This is a genomic window from Pannonibacter anstelovis, assembly GCF_036881715.1.
Taxonomy (GTDB): domain Bacteria; phylum Pseudomonadota; class Alphaproteobacteria; order Rhizobiales; family Stappiaceae; genus Pannonibacter; species Pannonibacter anstelovis.
This window is the reverse complement of sequence record NZ_JBAKBF010000001.1, coordinates 569,770-590,825: the sequence shown is the minus strand read 5'-3', so window position 1 is coordinate 590,825 and position 21,056 is coordinate 569,770. Positions and strand designations below refer to the sequence as shown.

The window sequence follows — 21,056 nt, the reverse complement described above, 5'->3', positions numbered from 1 at the left end:
GGAGGAAAAGCCCTGATTGGGGCAGCGCCATGGCCGCCCCCAGGGTCTTTGTGAAATTTACGGAAATGCTGGTGGCCTGCCGGATCCGGTCAGCAGCTCGACTTGCCGCATTTGCGCACGGATTCAATGGCGGCCTTCAGCGTGTCATAGCCATAGGCGCCCTTGATCACGGCGTCACCGATCACGTAGGAGGGTGTTCCGGAAATGCCGAGCTGGTCTGCCAGTTCATAGACCTCTTCAACATTGGCGCGCACATCGTCCTTGGTGACGGCACGGGCAAGGTCGTCACGGGTAAGGCCCATTGCCTCTGCGACTTTCAGCGTGCTGGCCTGATCGGCCTTGCCGCGCATGGACAGCATGGCGACATGGAACTCCCGGTACCTGTCCGGCGCCAGTGCATTGACGGCAATGGCAATCTGAGCGGCCTCGAAGGAGCCCTGACCCAGAACCGGGTATTCCTTCAGCACGACGCGCAGGTTCGGGTCCTCATCCAGCAGGCGTTCCATGTCGGCCATGGCACGCTTGCAGTAGCCGCAGTTGTAGTCGAAGAACTCGACCATGGTGACGTCGCCCTTGGGGTTGCCAAGAACGACCTGATGCCGCGAGTTGAGAAGAATGCCGTCCTTGTCGGATACCATTGCGCTGACGCGGGTGGCCTCTGCCTCCTTGTCGCGGCGGTCCAACTCGATCAGCGCATCCCGGATGATTTCCGGGTTCTGCAGCAGATAGTCCTTCACGATCTGCTCGACCTGCGCCTTGTCGAGGGCGGGGGACTGGGCCGAAGCCGTCACGGGAGCCAGGGTGCCAAGGGCAAGCGCCAGCACGGGCGCGGCGAGACAGCGGAAAAAGCGGTTCATTCAAAACTCCTGCGCGCACGGCGCCTGGTGCGGAAACGGATTGCTGCAGCTCAGCGGTTCAGGGCCGGCGGCGTGTAGGTCAGGATATCATCTGCCTGTATCCATGCAGGCGTTCCGCGCTTCAAATTCTTTTGAGCACGTGCGGCATATCGTTTCGCTGCCTGGAAGTCACCTGTCATCATCATGCCTTGGGCTGTGGAAACATCTGCCTCCGCCTGCTTGCCCTGGCGCGCCTGCGCAATGGCCAGCTGACTGAAGGCGATCCCTGAATTCGGGTCGCGCTGGATGCCGTTCTTCAGGATGCGCTCCGCCTCGGCCAAGAGCGAGGGATCATTGGCGCCGACCATGGCATAGCCGAGCCAGATCAGGAACTGGCCCTCATTCGGCCTCAGCTGCACGGCGCGCTGGAAGGAAGGGATGGCCGCCTTGGGATTTCCCGATTCCAGCAGAGCCTGGCCCTTCAGCTCATGGAAGTGCGGATTGTCCGGCTGCTTGGCGATCAGCGCGTCAATGTCCTTCACCGCTGCCCTGCCACTGCTGCGCATGGCAGCGACCGCGCGGGCATATTGTGCCGGCATGCTGGTGTCCGAGCGCGGATAGAGCCGGGCGACGGCATTGGGATGATTGGTGAAGGCGGTCAGCTTGGCCCGCACCATATCATGGCGCGCCTGAAGGGCGGGCGGCGCGGGCTTGTCGAAGTACTTGCTCTTGCGGGCCTGCTCCTCAAGCGAGTTGTAACGCTCACGCGCCATCGGGTGGCTCTGGGCATAAGGATCGGTGTATTTCGCCGAGAACAGCTGCTGGTCGGCAAAGCGCTCGAAGGTGCGCAGCATGCCTTTGGCGCTCTGGCCGGTCATTTCCAGATAGCGCAGGGCTGCCTTGTCGGCTGCGGCCTCTTCGCCGCGCTGATAGGCCAGGAGCGAGCGCTGGCCGATGCCCGGGGCACCCATGGCAATGGCAGCACCGCCTCCCGCCGCTCCGCTGGAATTGCTGGAGACGCCTGCCGCCATGGCACCTGCTCCCAGCACCATGCCGACAACGGTCATGATCTGCGCATTGGCAAGGGCCGTGCGAAGCCGCACCAGATGGCGGCCAGCGATATGGCCAGCTTCATGCGCGATCACGCCGATCACTTCGCCCGGTGTCTCGGCTTCGATCAGCACGCCCACATTGATGAACATGCGGCGGGCATCGGGAACGAAAGCGTTGAAGGTGTTCTCGTTGACGAGGATGATCTCAACCTGTCCCTTCGGCAGGCCGGCAGCCTTGAAGATCGGTGCCGCGTAGTCGCGCAGCAATTCCTCTGTCTCTGCATCGCGCACGACCGGGATCTTCCGCCCCTGAGCCGCCAGTGGTGCGGTCAATGAGGGCAGGGCAATCGCTGCCGCCATGAACAGGGTGCCGGCCTTGCGCAGAATCCGGCCGAGGACAGGGGCGGCTGCCTTGCCGCTGCCGGGTTCCTGAACGGTGGAAATGTGTCGCACGGGTGCTTCCTCTTTCGCGTGTTGCCGGAGAAGGTAGGGGAGGCATCCGGGGCAGGTCAACAGGCCGGGCCGCCGCATCCGGTCACGCTCTGGTGTGTTCAGGCGCGCTCTGGTGTGCTCTGGCGCTATGCCCCGCCAAAGCGGCGGCTGGCATAAGACAGGGCAACGCTGTAAACCGCATGGCAACAGCCACCATGAGGATTTGCGCCTTGACCAGCCAGAAGACCGCCCCTTCCGCCCGCAGTGCCGTGGACCCGTTTCTCGCCATGGATGTGCTGTCGGCAGCGCGTGCCCTTGAGGCGGAAGGCCGGCATCTCATCCACATGGAAGTGGGCCAGCCCGGAGCACCGGCCCCGTCCACCGTTCTTGCTGCTGCCCGGCAGGCGCTCGAGGTCGGGCGGCTTGGTTATACGGAGGCGCGCGGCATTGCCCCCTTGCGCCAGCGCATCGCCCGCCACTACCGCGATGCCTATGGCGTCGAGGTGCCGGAAGGCCGGATCATGGTGACGACCGGCTCATCGGCTGGCTTCAACCTGTCGTTCCTTGCCGCCTTCGATCCGGGTGACCGGATCGTTCTGACGGCGCCCGGCTATCCCGCCTACCGCAACATCATCAAGGCGCTGGGGCTGGTGCCGGTGGAAATCGAGGTGGGGCCGGACACCCGCTGGAGCCTGACACCGGATCACATTGCAGCGGCGCTGAAGGATGGTCCGGTGAAGGGCGTTCTGGTGGCGAGCCCCGCCAACCCGACAGGCACGATGATGACGCCTGCCGCACTCGCCGGTCTTGCCCGCTTCTGTGACGATTCGGGCATCTGGTTTATTTCGGACGAGATCTATCACGGGCTTGTCTATGAAGGTCAGCAGGCCTGTGCGCTTGAGACCTCGCAGAATGCCATCATCATCAACAGCTTCTCCAAGTATTACTGCATGACGGGCTGGCGCATCGGCTGGATGGTGCTGCCGGAGAGCCTTGTGCGTCCGGCCGAGCGCATTGCGCAGAGCCTCTACATTTCCGCGCCGGAGCTGTCGCAGATCGCCGCTGCGGCGGCCTTCGAGGCAACGGAGGAGCTGGAGGTCATCAAAGCCGGATATGCCGCCAACCGGGCGCTGCTGCTCGAGGCCCTGCCAAAGATCGGTTTCGACAGGCTTCTGCCGGTGGATGGAGCGTTCTACGTCTATGCCGACACCAGCCGTTTTGCTGCAAGCTCCCTCGATTTCACCCGCGCCATGCTGAATGAAGCCGGCGTTGCCGCTACGCCGGGCGCAGACTTCGATCCGGTGCACGGCGCCAGCTACACCCGGTTTTCGTTCGCCGGGTCCGGAGAGGATATCGCGGAGGCTGTGCGGCGTCTGGATGGATGGCTGAAAGGCCGCTGAGGGCGCGGGAAACCGGTCTGTTCTGATCTGATGGCGTGATGAAAAGCAAAACCCCTCCGGAAGCAACCTTCCGGAGGGGTTCTTTTTGTGTCTGATCCGCAGATCAGAAGAAGGAGCGGCGCTGCCACCAGCCGGAGCGCTTGGGCTTGCCTTCATCATCCGGACCCTGGCCATCACCGGCGGTTTCGCTGGTAACGACAGGCGTTGCCGGTGCCTTCGGACGGGCCGGAGCTGCCGGTTCTGCGGGCGCTTCAACTTCGGCAGCCGTGGCAACCTCTGAGGCGGCTTCGGCTGGAGCCTCAGCGGCTACGGTTTCCAGAACCGGCGCCTCTGCCGCCGGAGCTTCTGCCGCCGGAACTTCTGCCGCCGGTGCTTCCTGCGCTGCCTCGGGGGCGGCCGTTACGGCTTCTTCAGCCGTTTCGGCCACCGCCGGAGCTGCTTCCACCCGGGCAGGAGCGTCTGCGTCAGCCTCTGCAGCAGCGGGGGCTTCGGCTGCCTCGGGAAAGGAACCGCCGTTTGCGGCGTCATCCCCTTCAACGGCACCGGTCAGATCTTCCGGAGCAGCGGCTGCGTTGGCATCTTCCTCGCCGTCGCTGCCCTCTTCACCGTCCTCGCGCTCACCATTGCGGCGGCCACGGCGGCCGCCACGGCGGCCACGGCGGCGCTTGCGCTTGGGCTCATCGGAGCCGTCACCCTGAGCGCCTTCGCCCTGAGAAACTTCACCGTCTTCGCCTTCGCTGCCTTCTGCGTCATCGCCAGCGTCTGCCTCCGAGCCGTCTTCGTTCTGGCGCGGGCCAGCCTGGCGGTCACCACCTGTTTCCGGGCTGCGGCGGCGCTTGCGGCGGCGGCGCTTGCGGCGCTCGCTGTCTTCGGACTGCTCGCGGGCAGAGGGACGTGCCGAGGCAGCTTCCACTTCCTCCTCAACGTCATCCTCTTCCTCTTCCTCCGGCTCGACGATATCGTCGATCTCTTCGATCTCGACCATATGCGGCTGGATCTGCGGCGGGGCAGGGAGGGGGATCTTGTCGCGGTCGATCAGGGACGAGCGCTCCAGCACATAATGCTGGCCATGGCCTACCTCATCCGCCACTACGGCAATCTCGAGACCGAAACGGGCCTCAAGGTCACCCAGGTTGCGGCGCTTCTGGTTGAGGATGTAGAGCGCGACGGAAGTGTTGGTGCGCACGATCAGATTGTGGGTGACGCCCTTCAGCAGGAAGTCTTCCAGCGAGCGCAGCACATGCAGGGCAACCGATTCGACCGAGCGGATCATGCCCGAGCCATGGCAGTGCGGGCAGGGTGTCGTGGAGCTTTCCAGAACACCGGTGCGGATGCGCTGACGCGACATTTCCATGAGGCCAAAATGGGAGATCCGGCCAACCTGGATGCGTGCGCGGTCGTTCTTGAGGCAGTCCTTGAGCTTGCGCTCGACCGTCCGGTTGTTCTTGTTCTCCTCCATATCGATGAAGTCGATCACGATCAGCCCGGCCAGATCGCGCAGGCGCAGCTGGCGCGAAACTTCTTCGGCGGCTTCAAGGTTCGTCTGGAGGGCGGTGTCCTCGATATTGTGCTCGCGGGTGGACTTACCCGAGTTCACGTCGATGGAAACCAGAGCTTCCGTCTGGTTGATAACGATGTAGCCACCCGAACGCAGAGTGACCTGCGGGGAGAACATGGCATCAAGCTGCGGCTCCACCCCGAAACGGGTGAAGATTGGCGAGGCCTCGCGGTAGGGCTGGACGTTCTTGGCATGGCTCGGCATGAGCATGCGCATGAAGTCCTTGGCCTCACGGTAGCCGTCTTCGCCAGCAACAAGAACCTCGTCGATGTCCTTGTTGTAAAGATCGCGGATCGAGCGCTTGATCAGGCTGCCTTCCTCATAGACGAGGCAGGGCGCGCTGGACTTCAGCGTCAGGTCACGCACGTTCTCCCACAGGCGCATCAGATATTCGAAATCGCGCTTGATCTCGGCCTTCGTGCGGCTGGCGCCGGCCGTGCGCAGGATGACGCCCATGCCCTCCGGCACCTCCAGCTCGGAGGCGATCTTCTTCAGGCGCTTGCGGTCTGCAGGCTGGGTGATCTTGCGGGAAATGCCGCCGCCACGGCCCGTGTTCGGCATCAGCACCGAGTAACGTCCGGCGAGCGACAGATAGGTGGTCAGGGCAGCGCCCTTGTTGCCGCGCTCTTCCTTGACGACCTGAACCAGCAGCACCTGGCGGCGCTTGATGACTTCCTGGATCTTGTACTGCTTGCGCTGGCGGGTGCGGCGCTCCGGCACCTCTTCCATGGCATCTTCGGCGCCGACCGATTCAACATGGTCAGCATCATCGTCGCCGTCAGAGGACGGCTTGTCGGAGTCGTCCTGATCGTCGTCGTCGTCGCTGTCGTCTCCGTTCTTCGCAGCTTCGGAGGCAGCAGCCTCGCGTGCGGCATGACGGGCATTTTCAGCAGCTTCGCGCCGCTCTTCCTCGTGACGCTCGTCTTCAATGAGTGCCAGCCTGTCGGCGGCGGGGATCTGGTAATAGTCGGGATGGATTTCGCTGAAAGCGAGGAAACCATGCCGGTTTCCGCCGTATTCCACGAATGCGGCCTGGAGGGAGGGTTCGACCCGCGTCACCTTCGCCAGATAGATATTGCCGCGCAGTTGCTTCCGGTTAGCTGCCTCGAAGTCGAATTCTTCAACTCGATTGCCGCGCACTACGACGACCCGGGTTTCCTCCGGGTGCGCCGCGTCGATCAGCATCTTGTTTGCCATTGATGAAGGTCTCCACGGCAGCCGGACGCCCGGGGCGCGGCTGACGCGCTCCGTGGCTGAAGGTCCGGCAGACCGTTTTCTTGTCACTTGGATGGAAAGACGAAAGAACTGGCGTGCGCGCGTCTATGCCTGCGGACCGGCTGTCCCGCAAAACCGGGGACACCGTTTGTGTCATTTTCGCCTGCATCGCGCTGTGCTTCAAGGCAACGCCTGCCCTTGATTAAACTGTTGTCACCGCGAAGTGCTGCCGCAAGAGGCCCGATGGCCGCCTGCGAGGCGCTTCTGTTTTCACGGATGGGGCATGCAGCCCGGCCTTGGGGCCTGACACCATGACAGGTCACTCTGGTCACCCTTCGGGCGGAGCGTGCAGGCTTGTAGCCTGCTCACTGCCTTCTGGTCCGGCCAATTCCAGACTGTCCAGGGACAGCCCGCACCCGTCACACCTAATACCGCCCAATGCTTCGCCGTCTCTTAACGCCGGGCGCTGCGGCCGGGGCAAAATGGCCTCCACTCCGCTCCGCGCGTCCGGCAAAGCCGCCAAGACATGTGGAAAGACTGTTCTTTCCATCATCTGAGGCAGTATCGGCTGCAAACCGAAATCCGTATTCTTCTTTTACGGGTCGGCAAGCGCCTTGGCAAGCAATGGAAATCATCTCTGCCAGCTTGCAAGCTCCGGCAAGGCCCGTTAGCACGGAGTTAACCATCCACCGGCAGGGTCATAGCGTCAGGGTTCCTGCTTTGACGGGACGCTGCCGGAGGGTTTAAAGAGCGCGGCAGGTGCCGCATCCGAGCCCGCAAACAGGACCGGAGTAGAGGATTGCCAGCCAGATTGCAGCAGAGTTTGCCTGTCTTTCTGTCAGGCCGTGAGCGGAACGCGCCCATGGCCCGCAGAGGCTTGCAGGATTTTGTCCTGCCCGCACTGCGCCGTGCGGCGGCAAGGGTGATGCTTGCTGCCGCTCTGGCCGTGCCTGCCGCGATTTGCAGCCTTCCGGTTCAGGCGGAGACCTTGCCGGTTGCCTCGGACCTGTCTTCCGCTGCCACGGATGCCCGGATTGCCGGGGATGAGGCCCGGACCCGATTCGTTCTGGACCTGCAGGGGCAGGTGCCTTTCATCGTTTCGAATCTCGCCGATCCCTACCGGGTCATCATTGATCTGCCCTCCATGGAGTTCAAACTGCCGGAAGGCTCCGGCACGGATGGGCGGGGTCTCATCAGGAGCTGGCGTTACGGTGTCTTCGCAAAGGGTAAGGCACGGATCGTGCTGGATCTCACCGAACCTGCCAAGGTGGACAAGAGCTTTGTGCTGGAAGCGATCGAGGATCAGCCAGCCCGGCTTGTTGTCGATCTTGTGAAGACCAGCCGTGAGGAGTTCCTTGCTGAGGCCGAGCGCACCCATCAGCCGTTGAGTGCCGTTTCTGCCGATGGCCAGCTTGGCGCGCCAAAGGCGGACAAGCTGACGTCGTCGGCGGGCAAAACCAAGCCTGTTGTCGTGCTTGATCCCGGCCATGGCGGCATTGATACGGGCGCAATCGGCCTTCATGGCACATTCGAGAAGTCCGTGGTGCTCAGTTTCGCGCAGTCGCTCAAGGCCAAACTGGAAGCCACCGGGCATTACACGGTGCACATGACGCGCGAGGATGACACTTTCATCCCGCTCCGCAAGCGTGTGCAGATCGCCCGCAGCTATAATGCCGATCTTCTGGTGTCGATCCACGCGGACTCGGTGCGCGACTATAAAGAGGAGGTGCGCGGCGCCACTGTCTATACGCTCTCGGAGCGGGCGTCGGACGCGCTGGCAGCCCAGATTGCGGCCTCGGAAAACTTCTCTGACGTGCTCGCCGGCGTGGAACTGAGCGAAGAGCCTGCCGAGGTTGCAGATATTCTGGTGGACCTTGCCAGACGGGAAACCAAAATCTTTTCAAGCCACTTCTCCAAGATCCTCGTGGAAGAGCTGAGAAGCGCGGTGAAGCTGATCAACAATCCGCAGCGCTCTGCCGGCTTTATGGTTCTGAAGGCCCATGATGTGCCCTCTGTACTCGTGGAACTCGGGTATCTTTCCAACGAACAGGACGAAAAATTGCTGATCTCGCCGGAGTGGCGCGAGCGGACGGCAACGGCTGTTGCCGACGCAATCGAGGCCTTCTTTCAGCCCCGCTTTGCAATGGACAAAGGCGCGGCTGAGGCGACAACGGCGGGGACAACAACAAAGTAATTGCCGCGTAGCGCCCGCCAGTGCTTGCCGATGCCTCAGCATCGCCATATTGCTCGACGACTAAAGTCCCGAGGTAAACCCCGATTTCTCTCCGCTCCTGTGTCCAGCCTGCCCGGAATATGGTAGGGGACCGGCAGCAGTAGTCTGGCCGGGAAGAAGCGAGCCCAAGGCATGAAATTTCTGATCAAGTTCTTCGGTTATCTGTTCGGCATCGGTGCGGTGCTCGGGCTGGTGGTCGCGGCTGGTGTCTGGATCTATCTGGAGAAGCTGGCCGAAGACCTTCCGGATTACACGGCGCTGAAGAACTATGAGCCGCCGGTGATGACCCGCGTGCATGCCGCCGACGGGAGCCTGATGGCCGAATATGCCAAGCAGAGGCGCCTCTTCCTGCCGATCCAGGCCATGCCGGACATGCTGAAGCAAGCCTATATCTCGGCAGAGGACAAGAATTTCTACAGCCACGTCGGCATCGACCCTGAAGGCATTGCCCGTGCCGCGGTCCGTTTCGTGCAGAATTTCGGTTCCGGCCGCCGCCCTGAAGGCGCCTCGACGATCACGCAGCAGGTTGCCAAGAACTTTCTGCTGACCAACGAGCTGTCGGTGGACCGCAAGATCAAGGAAGCGATCCTGTCGCTGCGCATCGAGCAGGCCTACACCAAGGACGAGATCCTCGAGCTCTATCTCAACGAGATCTACCTCGGCCTCGGCGCTTATGGCGTGGCTGCCGCTTCGCTTGTCTATTTCGACAAGTCGGTGCATGAGCTGAGCCTTGAGGAAGTTGCCTATCTGGCAGCATTGCCCAAGGCACCGAACAACTACCATCCTTTCCGGGGCCGTGAGCGCGCTATCGAGCGCCGCAACTGGGTGATCGACCGTATGGTCGAGAACGGCTATGTCAGCGCGGCTGACGCCGAGGTCGCCAAGGCAAAGCCCCTGACCGTGAAGCCGCGTGAAACCGGCTCGCAGCTGTTTGCGGCCGAGTACTTTACCGAGGAAGTCCGGCGTCAGGTGGCCTCGATCTATGGCGAGAACAGCCTTTATGAGGGCGGTCTCTCCGTACGGTCCACTCTGGACCCGAAAATGCAGGTAACGGCCCGCAAGGTGCTGATGAACGGTCTGCTGGATTTCGATCAGAAGCGCGGCGGCGGCTGGCGCGGGCCAGTGACGACGATCCCCGTTACAGGTGACTGGGGTGTTGAACTGGGCAAGGTCGAGGCTTTCTCGGATCTGCCCGAATGGCGCCTTGCAGTGGTTCTTGAAGCGGGACAGGGGTCTGCGGAAGTCGGGCTCCAGCCACGCAGGCTTGTCAGTGGTGCACTTGAGCCGGACCGTGAGACGGCCACGCTGCAGCTTGAGGACATGAAGTGGGCACGCGTCGGCGGGCGCGCCCCGGCTGCGGTCAGCGATGTGCTGAAGCAGGGCGACGTGGTCTATGTGGAGATCCCCAAGGATGGCAGCCGCTACGCGCTGCGCCAGATTCCGAAAGTCTCCGGCGCCCTGGTAGCAATGGATCCGTTCACCGGACGTGTGCTGGCGCTGGTGGGGGGCTTCAGCTTCGCCCAGAGCGAGTTCAACCGTGCGACGCAGGCCTGGCGCCAGCCGGGCTCGTCCTTCAAACCGTTCGTTTATGCTGCCGCACTCGACAATGGTTACACCCCCTCCAGCGTGGTGCTGGATGCGCCCATCGAGCTGGCGCAGGCGGGCCAGGAAACCTGGCGTCCGCAAAACTACGGAGGCAAGTTCTATGGCCCCTCGACGCTGCGCACGGGCATCGAACTGTCACGTAACCTGATGACCATCCGGCTTGCGCAGGACATGGGCATGCCGCTGGTCGCTGAATATGCCAAGCGGTTCGGCGTCTATGACAACATGATGCCGGTTCTCTCCATGTCCCTGGGGGCAGGCGAAACCACAGTGCTGCGTATGGTCACGGCCTATTCGATCCTGGCCAATGGCGGACGCAAGGTGACCCCGACGCTGATTGACCGTATTCAGGACCGTTACGGGCGTACAATCTTCAAGCATGACAGCCGCATTTGCGAAACATGTGACGCCAATGACTGGACCGGCCAGGCCGAGCCCGAGCTGATTGACGAGCGTGAGCAGGTGCTCGATCCGATGACCGCCTATCAGATCACCTCGATGATGGAAGGCGTGGTTCAGCGCGGCACGGCCACGAGCGTTCGTGCGGTTGGCCGCCCGGTTGCCGGCAAGACCGGCACCACCAACGAGGAAAAGGATGCCTGGTTCGTCGGCTACACGCCGGATCTCGCAGTCGGCGTCTTCATCGGCTACGACCAGCCGCGGCCGATGGGGCGCGGTGCGACAGGCGGTCTTGTTGCTGCGCCGATCTTCACCGAATTCATGAAGGAAGCGCTGGCTGGAAGCCCGCCGGTCGAGTTCCGTGTGCCGAAAGGCCTGCAGCTGATCCCGATCAACCGGCAAACCGGCATGCGTGCGGTTGCCGGGGCCGAAGGAACCATTCTGGAGTCCTTCAAGCCGGGCACCGCCCCGCCGGACACTTACTCGGTCATCGGCTTTGAGGACGAGATGGGCGTGCCGCGCACCGTTTCGCCGGAAGCTGGCGCTGCCGTGATGACCGGCACAGGCGGGCTTTATTGACCCTTCCGGAGATCTGCCTGCGCGGCTAGCTGTTTACATGGCTTGCCTGCGCCGTTAGTCTCCGCCCCGATTTGCGGCCACTGCCCCGGCAACGAGGCGGTGGCCGCGACATTCCTGAGTTAGCTTTGAGAGGTATCCGATGCGCGCCGAGATGGAAGGCATCGTCGACGAAATCAAGCAGGCCATAAGCCTGCTGAGGAGGCATCTTTGACTGGGATCACGCTCTGGTCCGTCTGGATGAACTGAACGCCCTGTCCGAAGACCCCACGCTGTGGAATGACCCGTCCAAGGCGCAGAAGCTCATGCGTGAGCGTCAGCAGCTTGAAGATGGCATTACGGGTGTGCGCCGCCTTGAATCGGAACTTGCCGACAACATCGAGCTGATCGAGCTTGGCACCGCCGATGGCGACAAGGACGTGGTCGAGGAAGCCGAGACGGCGATGCGCGGCCTCAAGGCCGAGGTGATGAAGCTGCAGATGGCGTCGCTGCTTTCCGGTGAAGCGGACGGCAATGACACCTACATGGAAATCAACTCGGGCGCGGGCGGCACGGAAAGCCAGGACTGGGCCAGCATGCTGCTGCGCATGTACCGCCGCTGGGCGGAGCGCAACGGTTTCAAGGTCGAGCTTCTCGAATACCATGATGGCGAAGAAGCCGGCATCAAGTCGGCGACGCTGCTGATCAAGGGCGAGAATGCCTATGGCAAGCTGAAGACCGAATCGGGCGTGCACCGCCTCGTGCGTATCTCGCCCTATGACAGCCAGGCCCGCCGCCACACGAGTTTTGCCAGTGCCTGGGTCTATCCGGTGATTGATGACTCGATCGACATCGAGGTCAACGAAAGCGATTGCCGCATCGACACCTACCGTGCCTCGGGTGCCGGTGGCCAGCACGTCAACACCACCGACTCGGCTGTGCGCATCACACATATTCCGACCGGCATTGTCGTGCAGTGCCAGAACGACCGCTCGCAGCACAAGAACCGCGCAACCGCCTGGTCCATGCTGAAGGCGCGCCTCTATGAGGCCGAACTGCAGAAGCGAGAAGAGGCTGCCAATGCGGAAGCCTCGTCCAAGACCTCGATTGGCTGGGGTCACCAGATCCGTTCCTACGTGCTGCAACCCTACCAGATGGTCAAGGACCTGCGCACGGGCGTTGAAAGCTCCTCGCCGCAGGACGTGCTCGACGGCAAGATCGATGACTTCATCGAAGCTGCTCTCGCGCAGCGCGTCTTCGGCGGCAAGGACGCCGAGGTTTCGGACATCGACTGAGCGGAACTCAAGGACCGCAAGACTGAAGAACCCCGCGGGATCAATCCGGCGGGGTTTTTTATGGCTTTGCAAACAAGCGGAACTAGCGCTTCAGCAGCTTGGAAACCTTGTCTCCGGTGCGGACGAAGGTCATGGGATCAAGAGCCTCATCGTCCCGCCGCACTTCATAGTGGAGATGCGGGCCTGTGGAGCGGCCGGTGTTGCCGAGGCGGCCGACCTGATCGCCTGCGCGCACTTCATCCCCCACGGCGACGGTAATGGCACTCATGTGGGCATAGCGGGTCAGGTGCCCGTCAGGATGCTCGACTTCCACCAGCCGCCCATAGCCGCCCTGATAGGAGGCGGTAATGACCGTGCCCGGAGCCGTGGCGCGCACAGGCGTGCCGTAAGGTGCGCGGAAGTCAATGCCGGTGTGCATGGCAAGGCCACCCAGGAATGGATCAATGCGGGGGCCGAAATCACTGGTGATCTGTGCTGCCGCGATGGGGCGGGCAAGCGGAATGGTGCCGATGGACTGGCGGACCTTGTTGCGCAGATCGAGAGCGGATTCGGCGCGCTCGATCTTGTCGTCCAGGGTTGCAGCGGCAAGCGGCACATAGGGCCCGCCGGTGGCTTCCATGCTGCCGGCAAGATCGCTGACGCGGTAGCCCAGAGGGCGGACAGCTGCGGCCAGCTGGCTGGTCTCGTGCTCGGCTGCAAGCGTCACTGCATCCAGTGCGGCGTTGCTTTCCTCGCTGATCCGGTCCAATGCGGCGCCGATGCCCAGAAGATCGTCACGCGGAGCTTCCAGCTTCGGCAGAGGCTTGGCCGTCAGGCTATCCTGTGATGCTGGCGGGGGAGCGTAGGCGGAAAGAGGGCTGTCCAGCAGGCCGTTTTCGCTGCTGCCGCGCAGCCCGAGTGCCGCGAAGGGGTTCTCCAGGGGAGCCTCGGGGCCGCCAATGGCCAGAAGGCTGCTGGAGGTCCCGGTATCCGAGAGTTGTTCCGGTTTGGCCGTGGGAATTGCCGGCCCGGAAACCACATCGAGCCCGCTGCGGGCGGCCTTGTCGAGGAGTGCTGCGACCTTGCCATGCTGGTCCAGAAGCTCGTTCTGCCGCTGGAGCAGTGTATCGATCATGCCTTCGACAGAGCGGCGCTCATACATCTGACTGCTGGTCAGGCGGTCGATCTCGGCACGGAGATAGGCGATGCGGTTCTCGTAAACTGCAGCTTCCTGCGTGCGCTGGGTGAGGCGGTTCTCGATCAGGTCGTCGCGCATCACGAAATAGGCGGCGGCGGCCATGTAGCCGGTGATGAAGAGGCCGAGAGTGAGGCAGGAGCCTGCGGCCAGCCAGGGGCGCACGGTGAAAGTCCGGGTGCGTTCGCCGGTCGTGATGGTGACCTGATGCAGTGCCTTGCGCTTGCCGAACCCTCGACGGGCTCTTGAAGGAAAGTCTGACATGCCGTTTTCCATGCATCCGGAAGGGGGCGAGTTCTGCCCCGGTCAGGAATCATTAGAAACGGTTAAGGTTAACAAACACCTTTCTTGCTGTTCACGCTTGGGCCGCTGAAACTGATTTGTTCAGGGAGCGAGCTTGACGAGGGGGCGGTAAAACCCTGGCGTCAGACCCGCTTCGGAGCGCGCCCGGTCGTTGAAGGGCGGCTTCAGCGGGCCTCTGAAATGGGTGCGCACCAGTTCATGGAAGCGCGGTTCGGGCCTCTCGCCATGACGGTCGCACAGGAAACGGAACCATTTGGCGCCGAAAGCGACATGATTCTTCTCATCCCGGTAGATGATGCCGAGGATGCGCGCTGTCGCATGGTCGCCGAGGGCGGCAGCCTTCTCGATCATTGGCGGAGTGATGTCGAGGCCGCGGGCCTCCAGCACCAGCGGAATGACAGCAAGCCGTGCGGTCAGGTCATGCCCGGTGGCCTGCGCGGCTTGCCAAAGCCCGTCATGGGCGGGCAGGTCGCCATAGGCAGCGCCGAGTTCCTGCAGCCGCTCCTCCAGCATGCTGAAGTGCTTGGCCTCCTCAAGCCCGACGCGCACCCAGTCGTCGTAGTAGGAGCGGGGCATCGGCACATGCACGAAGCGGCCAATGATGTCCCAGGTCAGGTCCACTGCATTGAGTTCGATATGGGCCAGCGAATGCAGCAGGGCGATCCTGCCAGCTTCCCCGCCAATGCTGCGCTTGGGCATGTCGCGCGGGGCCAGAAGCACCGGACGCTCCGGGCGGCCGGGCCGGTCCGGCATCTGGGCGGACGCGGATGGCGAGCCAAGAGCAAGGCTGCGGGCATACCAGAGCTTGGCGGTCTCATAGGCAAGGCGGACCTTTTCGGAAAGATCCGGCGTGCGCACGATGGCGTTGGCGCGCCCGGCCAGCGTGTCCAGCGCCGGGGATGGAAATATGCCGCTCATGCCCGAAAAGCCCCTTCAGCATCCGCAAGAGGCGGGGGCGCCGGATGTGCCGCCCCCGCGAACCTGCGGTCAGAGCCCGCGCACTGCCTCAAGCACGGCGTCGACGTGGCCCTTTACCTTCACCTTGCGCCAGATCTGGGCGATCTTGCCGTCGGCTGCAACAAGGAAGGTGCTGCGCTCCACACCCATGTAGGTCTTGCCATACATGGACTTTTCCACCCACACGCCAAAAGCCTGGCAGACGGCGGTGTCCGGATCAGACGCGATGTCGACGGTCAGTCCGTGCTTGCCCTTGAACTTGGCGTTCTTGGCAACAGGATCCGGCGAAATGCCGATGACCTTTGCGCCAAGCGCTTCGAACTGCGCCTTGGCCTGGCTGAAGGCAATGCACTCTTCGGTGCAGGCGGGGGTGTCGGCCTTTGGGTAGAAATAGATCACAACGGGGCTCCCTTGCAGGCTCGAGAGCTTCACGGTCTGATCATCGCCGAGCATCAGGTCCACGTCGGGTGCGGGGGCTGAAATTGCCAAATCGGTCATGCTGCCTTCCTCTTGTCATAGTCGGTGGATTTATCCGGAACGGTATTCAGTTGTCGGTGCTTGAGGCGCGCCTCGCGGCTGGCTTTGTTGCATAATGACGTAACACAGCGGATCGGAGGATTCGCAGTTCCGAGACAAAAAATGAAAGGACCCTGACCGCTGTCTCCGCCGCAAGAACCGCAGAAAGCCCCTTTTATACGGAAAGGACGCCGGTCTGGATTGGGGCGGAGGCTTGCGCGCGCCTGCGGATTTCTTTGCATTCTGGCGCTGGCCGCCGCTGCTGGGCTGATCGGGCGGCTCTACTGGGGACCCGTCACCATTCCTTTCGCGCGGGAACTGGTGGAAGCCCGCGCCAGGGTGGTCAATGCCGATGTCTCGGTCGGCTCGGTGCGGCTGGACCTTTTTGCAGCCAGCGGCCCGCAGGTGGTGATTGATGACGCCGGTGTCACGATCAGGGGGGAGGTCGAAAGCCGGATTCTCCTGCCGCGCACCGAAGCCGTTCTGCAGTTTGCTCCCCTGCTGACCGGCGAGGTGAAGTTTCGCAGTCTCGACATCGAGCGCCCGCGGATCACACTGGAAGGCGGTGATGGGCCCGCACTGATGCCGGAAATGAACAGCCTGATGGAAGCTGTTGACCGGATTGCGCTTCTGGTTGACGAGGAACTGAGCCGCCGCAGCCTTGATTTGATCCGCGTCCGGGACGGGCGTCTTGAAATTTCCGGGCCAACCCCGCGCCTTATCGACAATATCGATGCTTCTCTGGGACGCGATGCATCGGGCGCGATCTATGCCGAGAGTACGGTCGAGGGGCGTATGGGCGCCTGGCAGCTGGCCCTGCGGCGCGGCACGAATGCGGAAACCGGCTCCAGAGAGCTGGGTCTCTACGTCAAGGATGTGTCGCTGGCCGAACTCTTGCCGCTGAACGAGCAGGTGCGTTCTGGCCGTGGCCTTGGTTTGCCGCTCGAGCTTCAGTTCGGAGCGACGCTGGACAAGGATGGTGTCTTCGGCCAGGCAACTTTGGTCGGGCGTGCCGTGGATGGGTGGTTCCAGATCGGTACCACGACGATCCGGTATGATGAGGTGGCGGTTGGTCTTGCATGGCAGGGAGAGGATCCGCGGATTCGGGTGTTGCCGTCCCATGTGGTGCGGGGCAACACGCGCATCAACTTTGACGGCAGGGTAACGCCGCCTGCCGCCGGACATCCGAATTGGAAGATCCTGCTGGGGGCGGATAATCCGGTTTTCGGGTCGCAAGACGTGCAGGAAGACCCGATCATGGCAGAGCGGGTGCATCTCCAGGCTCAGTATGATCCAGTCGCACGCAGCCTCTATATCGACAGGGCGCAGGTGCAGTCAGGGCCTGCAAGCCTCAGTGCCGTTGGCACTGTAGACCTTAAGGACGATGGTCCCTATCTGGCGCTGGCGGTCCAGGTCAACGCCATGCCTGTCGCCCTGTTGAAGCAGATCTGGCCGATCACCCTGACGCCGCCGGCGCGGGCCTGGATCAGCAAGCACATGCTGTCGGGTCTCATCCGCGAAGCCAGCATCGACGTGTCGATCCGTCCGCCTGCCTTTGACGAGCACCATCCGGATCCGGGTTGGGGGGAAGACGATGTCCGGCTGGACCTGACGTTCTATGACGTGGATGTAGCGCCGCTCGATACCTTGCCGCCGATCACCGGGCTTGATGGGACGATTACGATCGACAACGAGGTTCTGACTGTTTCCGGACGGAATGGCAGGATCGTCGAGGGCGTTGCCAAGCCGGTTGACGTTCCGGAGGGGACCTTCACGATCCGGCAACTGGCGCTGCGCAGCATCAAGCCGGCCGATATTTCGCTGAAATTTGCAGGTGAGGCGCAGGATCTGGGTACTTTGATCAACCGGCCGCCATTTCGCGCGCTCGACAAGGCGCAGATGTCGGGGGGAACCTTCGGCGGCACCGGAGAGCTCGATGTGAAAGCAAACTTTCCATTGCGGCTTTCCATTGCGGTCGCCGATGTGGACTGGACGGCAGCGGCCCGGCTGAACGGATTTTCCTCCACCCAGCCAGTGCGCGGGCATAAGATTTCCGGTGCAGATGTTGTCATTGAAGCGGATCCAAGGGAAGTCGCGGTCAAGGGCAAGGGCCGTATCGACGGGCTGGAAGCCAACATTGATATGCTCGTTCCGGTGGAGGAAGGCCAGGGTGAGCGGCGTCAGGATGTCGAGCTGAAAGTCTCTGCGGAAGAGCTCGGCAAGCGGGGCATTGACCTGGGCTCCCTGGTCAGCGGGCAGATGGTGCTGAAGCTTGCCGGCACGCCGGATGGGCAGTCCTTTGACATTGATCTGACGGATGCCACGGTCAAGCTGGAGCAGATTGGCTGGGAAAAGGGGCCTGGCGTAGCGGCCAGGGCTAGCTTCATCCTGAGCGAGCAGGGCGACACCAGGCGGCTGAGGGATTTCAAGCTGACCTCCGATGGCGTGGCCGTCGGAGGTGAGGTGGTTCTTGGCAAGGATGGCGGCTTCCGCGAGGCCGATTTTGCCGGCTTCCAGATCAGGCCCGGAGATTCGGCCTCGCTAAAGGTCACCCAGCAGCGCCGTAACCAGTACAAGGTGGTTTTCAACGGCGCCCAGTTCGACGCGCGCGGGCTGATCAAGGCCCTGCTCGACAAGAAGGGTGGATCTGATGCCAAGGACAAGACAGTCTACGACATTGTCATCAAGGCTGGCCGTCTTCAGGGCTTCAACGGGGTTGTGGCGACAGATGTGGATGGGAAGGTAACCGGAGGCCCGGAGGGCATTGGCAGCCTCACCCTGAAAGGGGCCACCAATAACCGCGGTGCCTTCCGTTTCGAGCTCAGTGGCAAGGGGGACACGCGTGCTGCCAGCGGTGACTTCGCCGATACGGGCGCGGTGCTGCGTTTCCTTGACGTCTATCCGCGCATGCGCGGGGGGACTGGTACCTTGCTGATTTCCATGCCGGAGGAGTCGCAATGGTTTGGCACGTTCGGCGTTCGCAATCTGTCGATCACGGAAGACCCTGCGATCCGGAAACTGGCCGAATTACCCGTTTCAGCGCGGAATGAAAGCGGCGCGGTGGTGATCTCCCAGTCAGTGCGTGCGGGTGAGGCTTCGTTTGACCGCCTTGATCTGCGCTTTTCCCGCAATGGCGAAATCATCAAGGTCGAGGAAGGCCTGATGCAGGGCGCCGTCGTCGGTGGAACGGTGACGGGTGAGGTCGATCTCAGCCAGCGGACACTCGCGCTGACGGGAACCTATGTGCCGGTCTTTGCACTCAACAACCTGTTCAGCAAGATCCCGCTGCTCGGCTTTGCCCTCGGCGGTGGTTCGGACGAGGGGCTCTTTGGTGTGACCTACCGCCTGGCTGGCCCCATCAGCGCCCCGCAGTTGTCAGTGAACCCGGTCTCGGCCATCGCGCCAGGCATCTTCCGCAAGATGTTCGAGTTCCGGTGAGCGCAGGGCCCCTGACGGATCCCGGCACATAGTCAGCGCATAAACGAAAGGCCCGGACCTTTCGGGCCGGGCCTTGCTGAATGTCAGGCAGCGGCGGATCAGGCCGGGCGCAGCAGCACGTGCTTCTTCTTGCCCATGGAAAGCTTGATCACGCCCTCGCCGGTGATGTCCGCCATGGACAGGCTGCGCTTGTCGTCGGTGACTGTCTCGTCATTTACCTTCAGCGCGCCGCCCGTGATGTTGCGGCGGGCTTCGCCGTTGGAGGCGCACAGGCCTGCACGGACGAAGGCAGCCAGCACGCCGAGACCGGCTTCCAGCTCGCCCTGCGGCAGCTCCACTGTAGGCAGGCCCTCGGCCGTCTGGCCTTCCTCAAAGGCGCGGCGGGCGGTCTCGGCGGCCGCCTCAGCAGTTTCGCGGCCATGGATCATGGCGGTGGCTTCGGTGGCAAGAACCTTCTTGGCTTCGTTGATCTCCGCGCCCTGCAGCGCTGCAAGGCGGGCAATCTCCTCCAGCGGCAGCACGGTGAAAAGCTTCAGGAAGCGCTCCACATCCGCGTCTTCGGTGTTGCGCCAGTACTGCCAGTAGTCATAGGGCGAGAGCTGCTCTGCATTGAGCCACACGGCGCCTGCGGCTGTCTTGCCCATCTTTGCGCCAGACGCGGTGGTCAGCAGTGGGGCTGTGAGGGCGAAGGCCTCCACGCCAGCCTTGCGGCGCACCAGATCCACGCCGGAGAGAATGTTGGACCACTGGTCGGAGCCGCCCATCTGCAGGCGGCAGCCGGTCTGCTGATAGATTTCCAGATAGTCGTAGCCCTGCAGCAGCATGTAGTTGAATTCCAGGAAGGACAGGTGCTGCTCACGCTCAAGCCGCAGGCGCACGCTGTCGCGCTGGATCATCTGGTTGACCGAGAAATGGCGGCCAATGTCGCGCAGAAACTCCACATAGTTCAGCTTCATCAGCCAGTCCGCATTGTCCAGCATGATGGCGTCCTTAGGGCCGTCACCGAAGGTGAGGAGCCGGTCGAAGATCTTGCGGATACCGGCCTTGTTCGTCTCGATATCCTCGTCGGAAAGGATCTTGCGGCTTTCGTCCTTGCCGGTTGGATCTCCGACGCGGGTGGTGCCAGAGCCCATCAGCGCGATCGGGCGGTGGCCGGTCTGCTGCAGCCAGTAGAGCATCATGATGGTCACAAGCGACCCGGCGTGGAGGCTCGGCGCCGTGCAGTCAAAGCCGATATAGGCGGTCACGGTCTCGGTCGAGAGCAGCTTGTCGAGGCCCTCCGCATCGGACATCTGGTGAATGAAGCCGCGCTCGTTGAGAACCTTCAGAAAACCGGACTTGTACTCGCTCATGTAACGTTTCCACGCGCTGGATGTTCGGGAGGTGAGTTGGTGTGTCTGGCTCTATACCGGCAGGCAGCCGTTGTAAATCGGCAGAGGGCGCGGGCAGCACACTTGCTGCGTCACACATTTGCGCTGTGGGCGTCTCTCTTCTTGTTCCGTTCCCTCATTCCAAGGACAAGAGATGCCCCTCTATCAGATCAATGCCGCTCTTGGCACAGCCAGCATGTCCATCAGCCAGGTGATACAGCAGGCCAATGCGGGTAATGCCGGGCCGACGCCCGTCATCAATCCGAACCCCAATCCGAACTATCTTTGGGTCAACCAGCTTGGCCGCCAGACGATTGACGCGACGCAAAATCCGTCGTCAACGGCTGCCATGGGGCTGATCACCTGCGCTTCGGTGGTGATGGTTTCGGCCAACCCGAATGATCCGCCGGTTGCCTCTGTCTATCATGCCAACGCGGGCGTCGTTACGGCTGCGGACCTCAACCAGATGCGTCTGGCCATCACGCAGAATCCGAACAATCTGCCCGCATGGGGTGACTTGATGGTCGTCTATGCCGTCACGCAGCCCTGGGACCAGGGCTATACAGACGCAATCACCGTGATGACGGGCCTTGGTATTCCGGCAAACCGCATCGCCTGGCTTGCCCAGATTCCGATCGGGTGCTTTGGCATCAACTCGGTCGGGCAGGTGGGTGTTCCGGGCATCGCGTGACGGGTACCGTGAAGTCTGAAACAAGAA

At 62.5% G+C, this 21,056-nt stretch carries 13 protein-coding genes; 6 read left to right on the top strand and 7 right to left on the bottom strand.

Going from position 1 to position 21,056, the window contains the following annotated elements; all coding sequences use genetic code 11:
- Window positions 1-89: 89 nt before the first annotated feature.
- A complete protein-coding gene (locus V6L75_RS02605) occupies window positions 90-857 on the bottom strand; it encodes a DsbA family protein (protein WP_334249950.1) in 768 nt (255 codons plus the stop codon).
- 50 nt (window positions 858-907) lie between these two features.
- A complete protein-coding gene (locus tag V6L75_RS02600) occupies window positions 908-2,341 on the bottom strand; it encodes a M48 family metalloprotease (RefSeq protein ID WP_334249949.1) in 1,434 nt (477 codons plus the stop codon).
- 194 nt (window positions 2,342-2,535) lie between these two features.
- On the opposite strand from V6L75_RS02600, the gene V6L75_RS02595 reads away from it, so the two are divergent.
- Window positions 2,536-3,720 carry an aminotransferase class I/II-fold pyridoxal phosphate-dependent enzyme gene (locus tag V6L75_RS02595; protein ID WP_425498659.1) on the top strand — a complete coding sequence of 395 codons (1,185 nt, stop codon included), beginning with the start codon at window positions 2,536-2,538 and terminating at the stop codon, window positions 3,718-3,720.
- Window positions 3,721-3,823: 103 nt separating this feature from the next.
- Here the strand turns inward: V6L75_RS02595 and V6L75_RS02590 are convergent, their stop codons facing one another.
- Window positions 3,824-6,475, bottom strand: coding sequence for an Rne/Rng family ribonuclease (locus V6L75_RS02590; protein WP_334249948.1), 2,652 nt, complete (start codon window positions 6,473-6,475; stop codon window positions 3,824-3,826).
- An 880-nt stretch (window positions 6,476-7,355) separates the two neighbouring features.
- Here V6L75_RS02590 and V6L75_RS02585 point away from each other — a divergent pair.
- From V6L75_RS02585 to prfB, 3 genes are all read left to right on the top strand, one after another.
- A complete protein-coding gene (locus tag V6L75_RS02585) occupies window positions 7,356-8,687 on the top strand; it encodes an N-acetylmuramoyl-L-alanine amidase (protein WP_334249947.1) in 1,332 nt (443 codons plus the stop codon).
- A 171-nt stretch (window positions 8,688-8,858) separates the two neighbouring features.
- Window positions 8,859-11,309, top strand: a complete 2,451-nt coding sequence (locus tag V6L75_RS02580; protein WP_334249946.1) for a penicillin-binding protein 1A — start codon at window positions 8,859-8,861, stop codon at window positions 11,307-11,309.
- Between the two features lie 139 nt (window positions 11,310-11,448).
- Window positions 11,449-12,580 (top strand): peptide chain release factor 2 gene (gene prfB, locus V6L75_RS02575; RefSeq protein WP_334249945.1). Its coding sequence is split into 2 segments (ribosomal slippage): window positions 11,449-11,517 and window positions 11,519-12,580, totalling 1,131 coding nucleotides; the frame shifts between segments, so codons are not numbered across the junction.
- 82 nt (window positions 12,581-12,662) lie between these two features.
- On the opposite strand, the gene V6L75_RS02570 is transcribed toward prfB, so the two are convergent.
- The 3 genes from V6L75_RS02570 to bcp form a co-directional block, all read right to left on the bottom strand.
- Window positions 12,663-14,018: a M23 family metallopeptidase gene (locus V6L75_RS02570; RefSeq protein WP_334249944.1), complete on the bottom strand. Its 1,356-nt coding sequence runs from the start codon at window positions 14,016-14,018 to the stop codon at window positions 12,663-12,665.
- Window positions 14,019-14,138: 120 nt separating this feature from the next.
- Window positions 14,139-14,975: a ferritin-like domain-containing protein gene (locus V6L75_RS02565; RefSeq protein WP_334249943.1), complete on the bottom strand. Its 837-nt coding sequence runs from the start codon at window positions 14,973-14,975 to the stop codon at window positions 14,139-14,141.
- Between the two features lie 69 nt (window positions 14,976-15,044).
- The gene (gene bcp / locus V6L75_RS02560) at window positions 15,045-15,512 is read right to left on the bottom strand and encodes a thioredoxin-dependent thiol peroxidase (RefSeq protein ID WP_334249942.1); all 468 of its coding nucleotides are present in this window, start codon (window positions 15,510-15,512) and stop codon (window positions 15,045-15,047) included.
- Between the two features lie 219 nt (window positions 15,513-15,731).
- On the opposite strand from bcp, the gene V6L75_RS02555 reads away from it, so the two are divergent.
- The gene (locus V6L75_RS02555; RefSeq protein ID WP_334249941.1) at window positions 15,732-18,968 is read left to right on the top strand and encodes an AsmA-like C-terminal region-containing protein; all 3,237 of its coding nucleotides are present in this window, start codon (window positions 15,732-15,734) and stop codon (window positions 18,966-18,968) included.
- Window positions 18,969-19,066: 98 nt separating this feature from the next.
- On the opposite strand, the gene tyrS is transcribed toward V6L75_RS02555, so the two are convergent.
- Window positions 19,067-20,320: a tyrosine--tRNA ligase gene (gene tyrS, locus V6L75_RS02550; RefSeq protein ID WP_334249940.1), complete on the bottom strand. Its 1,254-nt coding sequence runs from the start codon at window positions 20,318-20,320 to the stop codon at window positions 19,067-19,069.
- A gap of 172 nt (window positions 20,321-20,492) precedes the next feature.
- On the opposite strand from tyrS, the gene V6L75_RS02545 reads away from it, so the two are divergent.
- Entirely contained in the window at window positions 20,493-21,029 is a 537-nt protein-coding gene (locus tag V6L75_RS02545; RefSeq protein ID WP_334249939.1) for a hypothetical protein, read from the top strand.
- Window positions 21,030-21,056: the final 27 nt, after the last annotated feature.